This window comes from Streptomyces sp. YIM 98790, assembly GCF_011421595.1.
Taxonomy (GTDB): domain Bacteria; phylum Actinomycetota; class Actinomycetes; order Streptomycetales; family Streptomycetaceae; genus Streptomyces.
On the sequence record NZ_WTLH01000181.1, the window covers coordinates 1 to 11,516 of the forward strand.

The following is an 11,516-nucleotide window of genomic DNA, read 5'->3' on the forward strand; positions in this document are numbered from 1 at the left end:
CGCGGCGCGCAGCAGCCTGCGGCGCCGCCACAGCACCAGCGGGGCGGCCCCGGCCAGGCCGAGCACGCCCGGCGCGGCCCCGGCCAGCGCGGCCGGCACATCCTCGTAGGAGTCCGGCACCGACAGGTACGACCAGCGCGTCGGCGGCCAGGCGACCACGATGGCCCGGCCGACCACATCGTCCTCGCCGATGGTGCCGCCGCCCGGCCCTTCGGTGTGGTAGCGGGAGTCCTGCGACTCCTGCCGGTGGTCGCCCATCACCCACAGCCGCCCCTCGGGGATGGTGATCGGCCCGAAGGGCTTGTCGTCGCAGGGGGTGTTCCCGGGATAGATGAAGCCGCTCTCCTCCATCGCCTTGCCGTTGACCATCACCGGTCCGCCCTGCTTGCACTCCACGGTGTCCCCGCCGACCGCGATCACCCGCTTGATCAGGTCCTGCTCCTTGGAGGAGGGCATCAGCCCGATGAAGCTCAGCCCGTCCTGCACCGTGCTCCAGAAGCCGCCGTCGCCCTCGGAGGGGTCGCCGAGCCAGTTCGCCGGGTCGTGGAAGACGATCACCTCGCCGCGGTCGGGCGTACCGCCGAACCACGGGGTGAGCTTGTCCACCAGCACCCGGTCCCCGCGCTGGAGGGTGTTCTGCATCGAGTCCGAGGGGATGGAGAAGGCCTGCACCAGGAAGGTCTTGATGAACAGCGCGAGCACCAGCGCGATCAGGACGAGGATCGGCAGTTCCTTCCAGAACGACCGCTGCGCGGAGCGCCGGCGCCGCCCGCCGCCGCCCGGCTCGCCGTCGGCGTCGGCGTCGCCCTCCGGCTCGCCCTCCGGCTCGCCCTCCGGGTCACCGTGCGGTTCGCCGTCCCGGCCGCGGCCTGCCCCGCCGCCCTCGCCGGGCGGCCCGGCGCCGTCCGCTCCCGGCCCGCCGAAGGTGCCGCCCGAGGCGTTCCGGGGCCGCGGTGCGTCCGCACCGTCCCCGGAGCCGCTCCCGTCCTCTCCCGGGGCCGACTGTGGGGGCCGGCCGACGGGCTCGACGGCGGTCGTCCCCGGCCGCTCCTCGGGCTCCCCGGCCGATCCGGCACGCGCGCCGACTGCCACATCCCCCACGACATCTCCTCACGCTTGCTCACGCTGCGTTCCGGTCTGCCCTGGGGAGAACAGACCTCTTGCTTCCACTTCCCCTAACGAGCGGGAGTTCCGCAGGAACCGGGAGCCGCGCACATTTCTCCGCGCGGGCGCCGCGCGGAGCACGGGCGTCCCGCACGGGACTCGGTCAGGGGTCCGGCACCGCGGCGAAGGCCGAGGTGCCGTCCAGCCGTGCCCAGTGAGCATACGGCCAGGCGATGACCACCGCGCGGCCGACCACCAGGTCGACCGGCACCGTGCCCCGCCCCGGATCGTCGAGGTGATACCGGGAGTCCGAGGAATTGGACCGGTGGTCCCCCATCACGAAGACGTGTCCGGGCTCCACCTTCACCTCGAACTCGATCAGCGAGGGGGCGTCGCCGGGGTAGATGTACGGCTCGTCGACCGCCACCCCGTTCACGGTAACCCGGCCCTGCTCGTCGCAGCACGCCACGGTGTCCCCGCCGACCCCGATCACCCGCTTGATCAGATCCTGCTCGTCGTCCTTGGGCAGCAGGCCCACCCAGGTCAGGGCCTGGCGCGCCTTCTCGATCACCACCGGTTCGTCGCCGCGCTGCGCCTGCTGCGGATCGGCGGCCAGCCAGCCGCCGGGATCGCGGAAGACCACCACCTCCCCGCGCTCCGGCTCCCAGCCGAACCACGGAGTGAGCTTGTCCACCAGCACCCGGTCGTCGATCTGGATGGTCATCTCCATGGAGCCGGACGGGATCACGAACGCCTGCACCAGGAAGGTCTTGATCAGCAGGGCGATGCCCAGCGCTATCCCGACCAGCAGGGGTATCTCCCGGGTGGCGCGCAGCCGCCGCCGGCGCCGGATGCGCTTGGCGGCGCGCCGCCGCGCGGCCCGGCCCTCGCCCGGCCCGCGCAGGGTCACCGGACGCGGGCGCTCCTCGTCTGCCGGGCGCACGCGGACCGGGGCGGCGTGGCGCGGCCTGCCCCGCTTACCCATTGCCCCGCAGCGATCCCCAGCGGCCGACCGGCCAGCCGATGAACTCGGCCCGGCCGATCACCCGGTCCTCGGGTACGGTCCCGCCCCCGGGCATGCCGAGGTACTCCCGGGAGTCGGCTGAGTCGGAACGGTGGTCACCCATCACCCAGAGCCTTCCCTCCGGAACCCGGATGTCAAAAGTCACTGCGGAGGGCATGTCTCCCGGATACAGATACGGTTCGTCCAGCGGTTCACCGTTCACCCGGATTCGTCCCTGGGCGTCGCAGCAGCTCACCCGGTCGCCGCCGATGCCGATCACCCGTTTGATGTAGTCGGTCTCCTGCGGTTCGGCCAGGCCCACCGAGGCGCCGGCGGTGCGCAGTATCCGCAGCAGCGGCCCCTCGGACTCCTCACGCGGCGCGGCGAACGACCCGGCGCCGTCGAAGACGACGACGTCACCCCGGCGGATCTCGCCGCCGAGGCTGTAGGCGAGCTTGTTGACCAGCACCCGGTCGCCCACCTGCAGCGTGTTCTCCATCGAGCCGCTGGGAATCCGGAACGGCTGGAGGACGTAGGTGCTGAACAGGAAGAGCAGCACCGCGGCGCAGCCCAGCACCACGGCCCAGCGCCGGATCGCCCGGCGCCGCCGCCGCAGCAGCCGCACGGTGGCCGCGGCCACCGCCGCGGGCACCGGGAGGACCGGCCCGGCACCCAACGGCACGGAGCCGGACCCCGGTCCTGACCCCGGACCGAACACGGAGCGCGACTCCGGGGGCTCGTCCCCGCGGGGACGAGGGCCGGAATCGCGCTCCGGGCGGTCTGCGTCGGTCGCGGTCACGCCGTGATGGTAACCGGACGGTGTCGGATTTCCGTCAGCGCTCGCGCTTCTCCTTGATCTTCGCGGCCTTTCCGCGCAGCTCACGGAGGTAGTAGAGCTTGGCACGCCGCACGCTGCCGCGTGTCACCAGCTCGATCTTCTCGACCACCGGGGTGTGCACCGGGAAGGTGCGCTCCACGCCCACGCCGAAGCTGATCTTGCGCACGGTGAAGGTCTCGCGCACACCGGCGCCCTGGCGGCGGATGACGACGCCCTTGAACTGCTGCACCCGGGAGCGGTTGCCCTCGATGACGCGCACGTGGACGTTGACGGTGTCGCCCGGGCGGAAGGCCGGGATGTCGCTGCGCAGGGATGCCGCGTCGACGCTGTCCAGGAGGTTCATGACCTGCTGCTCTCCTCGCCGATGCCACAGGTCATCAGCGGTAGTGGTCGGGGTTGGTCCGTAAAGGCTTGCCGGAAGCCGGGCGGGCGCCGATCCCCCTGTGGCAGGGTCGCGCTCCGGGCGTGCGGCAACGTCCTATTCTTCCACGGCCTCCGGTGATCGCCCAAATCGGCCGTCCGGTCCCGGGCGCCAGCCCAGCCCGGCCAGGACCTCCCGGTCGTGCCGGTCCAGCGCCGCCGGATCGCAGCCGGCGATCAGGTCCGGCCGGAGCTCGGCGGTACGGCGCAGCGCCTGGTCCCGGCGCCACCGGGCGATTCTGCCGTGGTGGCCGCTGACCAGCACCTCGGGCACCTCCCGGCCGCGCCACTGCGGGGGCTTGGTGTACACCGGGCCCTCCAGCAGGCCCGACATCGCGCCGGGGGCGAAGGAGTCGTCGCGGTGCGACTCGGCATTGCCCAGCACACCGGGCAGCAGCCGGACGACGGCCTCGGTCATCACCAGCACCGCGGCCTCGCCGCCGGCCAGCACGTAGTCGCCGATGGAGACCTCGCGCAGTTCCAGCCGCTGCCGGTACTCCTCGATGACCCGGCGGTCGATGCCCTCGTAGCGGGCCGGGGTGAAGATCAGCCACGGTCTGGCGGCCAGCTCCACGGCCAGCGCCTGGGTGAACGGCCGCCCGCTGGGTGTGGGCACCACCATGACCGGCTCGCCGGCCCCGGCGGCGGCGCCCTCCGCCAGCACGCTGTCCAGTGCCTCGCCCCACGGCTCCGGCTTCATCACCATGCCCGGGCCGCCGCCGTAGGGCGTGTCGTCCACGGTGTGGTGCCGGTCGTGGGTCCACTGCCGCAGGTCGTGCACCCGCAGGTCCAGCTGCCCGCGCTCCCTGGCCTTGCCCACCAGGGACAGGTCCAGCGGCGCCAGATACTCCGGGAAGATGGAGATGACCTCGACCCGCATCAGCGCCCGGCTCCCGGTTCCGCACCGCCGCCGGTGCCGGGTCCGCCGGGCTCCTCGCCGAGCAGTCCGGGCGGCGGGTCGATCACGGCGCGCTGCCGCTCCAGGTCGATCTCGGGCACGATCTCGGTGACGAACGGCACCATCACCTCGCCGCCGCCGGGGCGCTCCACCACCAGCAGGTCCTGGTACGGCAGATGCGCGATGTCCCCGATCCGGCCCACCACCGTGCCGTCCGCCGTGACCACCTCCAGGTCGATCAGCTGGTGGTCGTAGAACTCCTCCGGATCGTCCGGCAGCTCGTCCGGGTCGACCTCGGCGACCAGCAGGGTGTTGCGCAGCGCCTCGGCGGCCGCGCGGTCCGCCACGCCCTCGAAGCGCAGCAGCAGCCGCCCGCTGTGCACCCGGCCGGAGGCGATGGTGAGCGGCCCGGCGCCGGGCGGCTCGGTGGCCAGCACCGCGCCGGGCGCCAGCCGCCGCTCCGGCTCGTCGGTGCGGACCTCGACGGTGACCTCGCCCCTGATGCCATGGGCCCGGCCGATCCGGGCGACGACTAGCTGCACTGCTCCATTCCTTCGCTGGGGTGGCCCCGACGGTACGGGCCGGGGGCGGCGGAACACGGTGCGTTCCGCCGCCCCCGGCCCGGGTGCCGGTGTGCCGTTGCTGCCGGCGGACGTTCAGTGGCTGTCCACGTCGACCAGGTCGACGCGCACGCCACGGCCGCCGAGTGCGCCCACCACCGTGCGCAGCGAGCGGGCGGTCCGGCCGTTGCGGCCGATCACCTTCCCCAGGTCGTCGGGGTGAACCCGGACCTGGAGCACCCGCCCGCGGCGCAGGGTGCGGGACGCCACCTGGACGTCGTCGGGGTGTTCGACGATGCCCTTGACCAGATGCTCAAGGGCTTCCTCGAGCATCGTCAGCCCTCGGAGGACGCGGCCGCGGCCTCGTCGGCCTTCTTGTCGGCCTTCTTGGCCTTCTGGGTGATGGCCTCGCCCTTGGACGAGTCACCGCCCGCCTCCTTGGCGGCGGCCTCGAACAGGGCCCGCTTGTCCGCCTTGGGCTCGGGCGTCTTCAGCGGCTCGGGAGCCGGCTGGCCCTTGAACTTCTGCCAGTCGCCGGTCTTCTTGAAAATGGCCAGTACCGGCTCGGTCGGCTGCGCGCCCACGCCCAGCCAGTACTGGGCGCGCTCGCTGTCGACCTCGATGTGCGAGGGGTTCCGCATCGGGTGGTAGACGCCGATCTCCTCGATGGCGCGGCCGTCACGGCGGGTACGGGCGTCGGCGACGACGATGCGGTAGTGCGGCGACCGGATCTTGCCCAGACGCTTCAGCTTGATCTTGACTGCCACGGCTGTGGTGTCTCCTGATGTTGATAGGGGTGGGCCGCCTTCGGAGAGCCACGTGGGGATGGTGGAGTCCGCTTCAGCCCGGCGGACGCGCCCGCCGCCGGAGAGAGGGGTCCGTACGGCCGGCGAGTTCAGCGGCCCATTCTGCCATACCGCCGGGGCGCGGATCACCTCGGGGCCGGCGTGCGGACGGGCTCCCGGGGGCGCACCTGGTGCGCTCCGGGAGCCCGTCTCACCGGGCCGGCCGCCGCGCCGGCCACCGGCCGCTCAGGCCGCCGCGCCGGCCGCCTCGGCGGGCACCGCCTCGGCGATCCGGAACGGCTGGTTGCAGGCACCGCAGACGATCGGCGCCTGGGCGAGGACGGACGGCACGACGCGGACGTTGCGCCCGCAGTCGCAGACCGCCTTGACCCGCACCCCGCCGCCGGAGGAGCCGTGCCGCGCGGCGGGGCCGCGGAAGCTCCGCTTGGTGTCGGCACTGGCGGCGGCCAGGTGCGCCTGGAGGGCGCGGTGCAGCCGCTCGGCCGTCATCCGGTACCGGCGACGGGTCTCGGGAACCATTCTGACCAGGGAGAAGCCGCTGCTCGGATGCGGCTCCTCGGAGTGTTCCAGGCCGAGCTCCTCGGCGATCGCCAGGAACCGGCGGTTGTGGTACCGGCCCGCCCGGGAGGTGTCCCGGACCCCGCGGGCGGCGGCGATGCCGTGCACGGCCTCGTGCAGCAGTCGTTCGAAGGAGAGCTCCGTGCCGCAGGCCGAGGAGGACTCTCCGATCAGGGATTCCGGCGCCGCCAGATCGGGCAGCTCGGGGTGGTGCCGCTGAATGTCGGCCCACGCCAGCGCCAGTTCGGCGGCCAGAACAGGTGGTGTCGTGCTCACGTCGGAAATAACGAACCAGCCCCCCTCAGTGTTCCGATTCCGGGCGGAAGTCGCGGAAGTCACGGAAGTTTGCAATTACACGCCTAACCACGCCTACCGGTCAGTTCGCCACGGGGACATGGCCGCGTGACCGGCAGCGGGGAGGGGCAGGCACGTGGGGGGTACCGCATTGCGCCCGGGGCCGGGGTCCGGCCGGACGCCGTACGGCGCGCTGGTGCTCCTTCGGCGCTCCCGCACGGAACCGCTCCGCGCGGGGCCGACCGCGTCGTCAGTAGGCGCGGGCGACGATGGCGATGTTACCTGGCTGATCGTCCGAATTGGGCACCGACCCGTCTTCGGCGATCAGGCATCGGACGGATACGCCGTCCTCGGCCAGCCGGGCCTCGCCCGCCTCGCCCAGTACCGCCCACGGGATACGGGCCCAGCCGCCCGCCTTGGCGGCCTCGGCCGCCTCCTCCACGGTGGCGGCGTCGCCGGTGCGGGACTCGCGCCGCTCACGGGACTGGCGCAGCAGCAGCGCCTGGTCCTCCTCCAGCAGCGCGGGCAGGGTCGCGGCCAACGCGTCGAGGGCCACCGGCTCCTTGCCGCCCGGGATCCGGCGCACCAGCATGGCGGTGCCCTGCTCCAGGTCACGCGGGCCGAGCTCGATGCGCAGCGGCACGCCCTTGAGCTCCCAGTCCACGGCGCGGCGGCCGAACGGCGTGTCGGTGCGGTCGTCCACCCGGACCCGGATGCCGGCCGCGGCCAGCCGGCCGGCGATCTCCCGCACCTTGGCCAGTACCGCTTCGTCGCTCTTGACGGCGAGCACCACGGCCTGGACGGGGGCCAGGCGGGGCGGGACGCGCAGCCCGCTGTCGTCACCGTGGGACATGATCAGACCGCCGACCATGCGGGTGGAGGTGCCCCAGGAGGTCTGCCAGACCAGCTTCCGTTCGCCGTCCCGGGCCAGGTAGCGGGTGTCGAACGCCTTGGCGAAGTTCTCCCCCAGCTCGTGGCTGGTGCCCATCTGGAGGGCCTTGCCGTCGCCCATCATGCCCTCCAGGGTGAGGGTGTTGATGGCGCCGGCGAAGCGCTCGCGCGGCGTCTTGCGGCCCAGCACCACGTCCACGGCGAGAACGTTGTACATGAAGTCGCCGTAGACCTCGCGGTGGATCATGGCGGCGTAGTCGCGGGCGTCCTCGTAGGTGGCGTGTGCGGTGTGGCCCTCCTGCCAGAGAAACTCACTCGTCCGGAGGAACACCCGGGGACGCATTTCCCAGCGCACCACATTGGCCCACTGATTGATCAGCAGGGGCAGGTCGCGGTAGCTCTGGATCCACTTGGAGAAGTAGTCGTTGATGATCGTCTCGGAGGTGGGCCGGACCACCACCGGCTCCTCCAGCTCCTTGCCGCCGCCGTGCGTGACCACGGCCAGCTCGGGGGCGAACCCCTCGACGTGCTCGGCCTCCCGGGTCAGGTACGACTGGGGGATGAACAGCGGGAAATAGGCGTTGTCGGCGCCCGCGCGCTTGATGCGGGCGTCCATCTCCTGCTGCATCCGCTCCCACAGCCCGTACCCGTACGGCCGGACCACCATGGTGCCGCGGACCGGGCCGTTGTCGGCCAGCTCGGCCTTGTTGATCAGATCCTGGTACCAGCGGGGGAAGTCCTCCGCCCGGGGCGTGAGTACGGGAGCCTTAGCCATGGCCGGAATGGTACGGGGCCATGGGGCAGAAGCGTGAATCCGGGCCCTTCGTCCCTCTGGACGACAGGAGCAAGCGGCAGTTATCTGGCATACAGGAGCGGGGGCAGCCATCCCGGAACCCGGCCCCGGCGGCCGGGTGCGAAGGGGAACCGCGAGGACCCTGGCCACGGGTCGATTGGGGCACGGTTGTATGACACCCACGCTGATCCACCACGACGAGACCAGGCCCTCCCGAGCCCGGGACTGGGCGGAGATCCAGGAGCGGATGTTCGTCCCGCTCTACGACGCGGTGTACGAGCGGCTGGCGGTCGGGCGGGAGACCAGGCTGCTGGAGCTGGGCTGCGGCACCGGGCTGGCGCTGCTGCGGGCCGCCGCACGCGGAGCGCAGGTGACCGGCACGGACACCGACCCCGAGCGGCTGCGGCTGGCCCGGGAGCGGCTGCTGCCGGAGCCCGAGGGGGGCGGCCGGCGCTACCCGGCCCGGCTGGTGGACGGCACCGTCCCCGACCCCGCACCGGACCCCTACACGCTGGTCACGGCGTTCGGCGCGCTGCCGGACGCCGAGGTGCTGCGCCGCGCTGCGGGGCTGGCCGCGCCGGGCACGCCGGTGGTGCTGACCGGCTGGGGGCGCCCCGAGACCTGCGCGGCCACGGTGGCCCTGGGCGTGGGCGCGCGCCTGGCCGGCCGGCTGTCCGGCACCCCGGGCCGCGGCGGGGATTCCGCGGTCCCTCCCGAGCCGCCGGGGGCGGAGGCGGTGGCGGCGCTCGCCCGCGAGGCCGGGCTGCACCCGGCCGACGGCGGCGAGGTGAGCTGCCCCTTCGGCTACCCCGGCCTCGCCTGTGCGCTGCGGGGACTGCTGGCGACCGGCAGCTTCGACAGCGCCGTGCAGGCGGCCGGCCACGAACAGGTCGCCAAGGAACTGGCCGAGTCCCTGCACCCCTACGTCAACCCCGACGGCACCGTGTGGCTGCCCAACACCCTGACCTACCTCATCGCCCGCACCTGACGGCGCCCGCCGCCCCTGACCGGCGCCCGGTGCCCGCGCCGGTCAGGGGTGCCGGGCGGCGGCCACGGCGCGGGCCGGGGCGGCGCGGAGGCCGTCCCGCCCGGCACCCGCGGGCGCAGGAACGCCGCGCTACTTGTCCTTGGGCAGGACGTTGCGGAACTCCTCCGGAAGCTCGAACGGGGTGTCGGCTTCCCCGTCCGGGGCGCCGAACGCGGCTCCGGCGCGGCGCTGGGCCGCCGCCTGCTCCTGCTGCTGCCGCTTCAGCGGGTTGCCGCTGCGGCGCGCGCCCTTGCCCTTCTTCTGCTGCTTGCCCTGGCGGCGTCCGCCACCGCCGCCGCCCATGCCGGGCATCCCCGGCATGCCGGGCATCCCGGGCATGCCGCCGCCCTGGGCCATCCGGGACATCATCTTGCGGGCCTCGAAGAACCGCTCCACCAGGTTCTTGACCGCGCTGACGTCGACCCCGGAGCCGCGGGCGATCCGGGCCCGGCGGGAGCCGTTGATGATCGTCGGGTCCTGCCGCTCGCCCGGGGTCATGGACTTGATGATCGCGGCGGTGCGGTCCACGTCCCGCTCGTCCAGATTGTTGATCTGGTCCTTGATCTGGCCCATCCCGGGCATCATGCCGAGCAGCTTGGAGATCGAGCCCATCTTCCGGACCTGCTCCATCTGGGAGAGGAAGTCCTCCAGGGTGAACTCCTTGGGCCCCTTCGCCAGCTTGGCGGCCATCTTCTCGGCCTCTTGCCGGCTGAAGGTCTGCTCGGCCTTCTCGATCAGGCTGAGCACATCGCCCATGCCCAGGATCCGGGACGCCATCCGGTCCGGGTGGAACGCGTCGAAGTCGTCGAGCTTCTCGCCGTTGGAGGCGAACATGATCTGCCGGCCGGTGACGTGGGCGACGGACAGCGCCGCACCGCCGCGCGCGTCGCCGTCGAGCTTGGAGAGCACCACGCCGTCGAAGCCGACGCCGTCCCGGAACGCCTCCGCGGTGGTCACCGCGTCCTGGCCGATCATGGCGTCGACCACGAACAGCACCTCGTCGGGGCTGACCGCGTCCCGGATGTCCGCGGCCTGCTCCATCATCTCCTGGTCGATGCCCAGGCGGCCGGCGGTGTCGACGATCACCACGTCGTACTGCTTCTCCCGGGCGTGCGCCAGGGAGTCCTTGGCGACCTGCACCGGATCGCCCACGCCGTTGCCCGGCTCGGGCGCGAAGACCGCCACTCCGGCCCGCTCGGCGACCACGGACAGCTGATTGACCGCGTTGGGGCGCTGGAGGTCACAGGCGACCAGCACCGGGGTGTGCCCCTGCTGCTTGAGCCAGCGGCCCAGCTTGCCCGCCAGGGTCGTCTTGCCCGCACCCTGCAGACCCGCGAGCATGATCACGGTCGGCGGCTGCTTGGCGAACCGCAGCCGCCGGGTCTCGCCGCCGAGGATGCGGATCAGTTCCTCGTTGACGATCTTGATGACCTGCTGGGCCGGGTTCAGTGCCCGGGAGACCTCGGCGCCGCGCGCCCGCTCCTTGATGTGGCCGATGAAGGAGCGGACCACCGGGAGGGCGACATCCGCCTCCAGCAGGGCGACCCGGATCTCCCGCGCCGTGGCATCGATGTCCGCCTCGCTCAGGCGGCCCTTTCCCCGCAGGGACTTGAATGTGGCTGCAAGGCGGTCGGAAAGTGTGTCGAACACGGCGCTGGCGGGTCCTTCGCATCGGGGGTCACGTCGGCGGTGCCTTTCAGGGTACCGCCGAGAGCGCCCGCTCGACGTCGCGGGCGAGCCCGGCCGCCTTCTCCGGAGGCAGCGGGGCACCGTCCTGCCCGGTCACGTAGAAGGCGTCCACCGCATTGGCGCCGAGCGTGGACACATGGGCGCTGCGCACCCGTACGTTCTGCTCCTCCAGCGCCCGGCCGATGCGGTGCAGCAGCCCCGGGGCGTCCTGGGCACGCACCTCCAGCACGGTGGCCAGCCGGGAGCCGAGCGGCGCCACGGCGACCCGGGGCGGCGGCGCCTGGGGTGCGCGGCGCCGGCGGCGGCGCTGGGCCGCCTCCCGCTCGGCGAGCCGGGACTCGATGTTCAGCGTGCCCTCCAGGGTGCGCACCAGGTCCGAGCGGAGCCGCTCGGCCTGCGGCAGGGAGCCGTACTCGGCGGCGACCCGCCAGTTGAGCAGCAGCACCTGGCCCTGTCCGGCGGGGTCGATGACGCGCAGTTCGGCGGAGCGCACGGTCAGCCGGTGCAGGGCCAGCACCCCGGCCAGGGCGGGCAGCACGCCGGGCCGGTCGGGCAGGGCGACCACCAGCTCCACGCCGACCGCCTCGGGCTGCGGGTCGGCCTGCCGGCCGGGCTCGCCGGGGCCGCCGCCGGCC

The 11,516-nt window shown here is 73.1% G+C and carries 13 protein-coding genes; 1 reads left to right on the forward strand and 12 read right to left on the reverse strand.

Annotated features, from left to right (window positions below; translation table 11 throughout):
* The 10 genes from lepB (GQS09_RS23005) to proS form a co-directional block, all read right to left on the reverse strand.
* Nucleotides 1–1,101: signal peptidase I (gene lepB / locus GQS09_RS23005; RefSeq protein ID WP_165989279.1), on the reverse strand; the 1,101-nt coding region annotated here is incomplete at its 3' end.
* A gap of 166 nt (nt 1,102–1,267) precedes the next feature.
* On the reverse strand, nt 1,268–2,014 hold the full coding sequence (lepB, locus tag GQS09_RS30745) for a signal peptidase I (RefSeq protein ID WP_313896292.1): 747 nt from the start codon (nt 2,012–2,014) through the stop codon (nt 1,268–1,270).
* A gap of 67 nt (nt 2,015–2,081) precedes the next feature.
* Nucleotides 2,082–2,906, reverse strand: a complete 825-nt coding sequence (gene lepB, locus GQS09_RS23015; protein WP_313896293.1) for a signal peptidase I — start codon at nt 2,904–2,906, stop codon at nt 2,082–2,084.
* Between the two features lie 34 nt (nt 2,907–2,940).
* Nucleotides 2,941–3,288 carry a 50S ribosomal protein L19 gene (gene rplS, locus GQS09_RS23020; protein ID WP_165989284.1) on the reverse strand — a complete coding sequence of 116 codons (348 nt, stop codon included), beginning with the start codon at nt 3,286–3,288 and terminating at the stop codon, nt 2,941–2,943.
* A gap of 135 nt (nt 3,289–3,423) precedes the next feature.
* Entirely contained in the window at nt 3,424–4,245 is an 822-nt protein-coding gene (trmD, locus tag GQS09_RS23025; RefSeq protein ID WP_165989286.1) for a tRNA (guanosine(37)-N1)-methyltransferase TrmD, read from the reverse strand.
* Nucleotides 4,245–4,805, reverse strand: a complete 561-nt coding sequence (rimM, locus tag GQS09_RS23030) for a ribosome maturation factor RimM (protein WP_165989288.1) — start codon at nt 4,803–4,805, stop codon at nt 4,245–4,247. The genes trmD and rimM overlap by 1 nt, the downstream gene beginning before the upstream one ends.
* A gap of 114 nt (nt 4,806–4,919) precedes the next feature.
* Complete coding sequence (locus tag GQS09_RS23035; RefSeq protein ID WP_165989290.1) at nt 4,920–5,156, reverse strand: RNA-binding protein; 237 nt, start codon at nt 5,154–5,156, stop codon at nt 4,920–4,922.
* Between the two features lie 2 nt (nt 5,157–5,158).
* The gene (rpsP, locus tag GQS09_RS23040) at nt 5,159–5,590 is read right to left on the reverse strand and encodes a 30S ribosomal protein S16 (protein WP_165989291.1); all 432 of its coding nucleotides are present in this window, start codon (nt 5,588–5,590) and stop codon (nt 5,159–5,161) included.
* 264 nt (nt 5,591–5,854) lie between these two features.
* The gene (locus tag GQS09_RS23045) at nt 5,855–6,463 is read right to left on the reverse strand and encodes a hypothetical protein (RefSeq protein ID WP_165989293.1); all 609 of its coding nucleotides are present in this window, start codon (nt 6,461–6,463) and stop codon (nt 5,855–5,857) included.
* Between the two features lie 268 nt (nt 6,464–6,731).
* A complete protein-coding gene (gene proS, locus GQS09_RS23050; RefSeq protein WP_165989295.1) occupies nt 6,732–8,147 on the reverse strand; it encodes a proline--tRNA ligase in 1,416 nt (471 codons plus the stop codon).
* A gap of 190 nt (nt 8,148–8,337) precedes the next feature.
* On the opposite strand from proS, the gene GQS09_RS23055 reads away from it, so the two are divergent.
* Nucleotides 8,338–9,153 carry a class I SAM-dependent methyltransferase gene (locus GQS09_RS23055; RefSeq protein WP_165989297.1) on the forward strand — a complete coding sequence of 272 codons (816 nt, stop codon included), beginning with the start codon at nt 8,338–8,340 and terminating at the stop codon, nt 9,151–9,153.
* Between the two features lie 129 nt (nt 9,154–9,282).
* Here GQS09_RS23055 and ffh read toward each other — a convergent pair whose 3' ends face one another.
* Together ffh and GQS09_RS23065 are read right to left on the reverse strand one after the other, a co-directional pair.
* Complete coding sequence (gene ffh, locus GQS09_RS23060) at nt 9,283–10,842, reverse strand: signal recognition particle protein (protein ID WP_165989299.1); 1,560 nt, start codon at nt 10,840–10,842, stop codon at nt 9,283–9,285.
* 46 nt (nt 10,843–10,888) lie between these two features.
* Nucleotides 10,889–11,516, reverse strand: a 628-nt coding sequence (locus GQS09_RS23065; RefSeq protein ID WP_165989301.1) for an ACT domain-containing protein, incomplete at its 5' end; no start/stop codon positions are given.

What these genes read in the sequence shown, in the direction of transcription:
- rplS (WP_165989284.1), bottom strand. Translation starts at nt 3,288, where the DNA reads ATGAACCTCCTGGACAGCGTCGACGCGGCATCCCTGCGCAGCGACATC.
- trmD (WP_165989286.1), bottom strand. Translation starts at nt 4,245, where the DNA reads ATGCGGGTCGAGGTCATCTCCATCTTCCCGGAGTATCTGGCGCCGCTG.
- GQS09_RS23035 (WP_165989290.1), bottom strand. Translation starts at nt 5,156, where the DNA reads ATGCTCGAGGAAGCCCTTGAGCATCTGGTCAAGGGCATCGTCGAACAC.
- proS (WP_165989295.1), bottom strand. Translation starts at nt 8,147, where the DNA reads ATGGCTAAGGCTCCCGTACTCACGCCCCGGGCGGAGGACTTCCCCCGC.
- GQS09_RS23055 (WP_165989297.1), top strand. Translation starts at nt 8,338, where the DNA reads ATGACACCCACGCTGATCCACCACGACGAGACCAGGCCCTCCCGAGCC.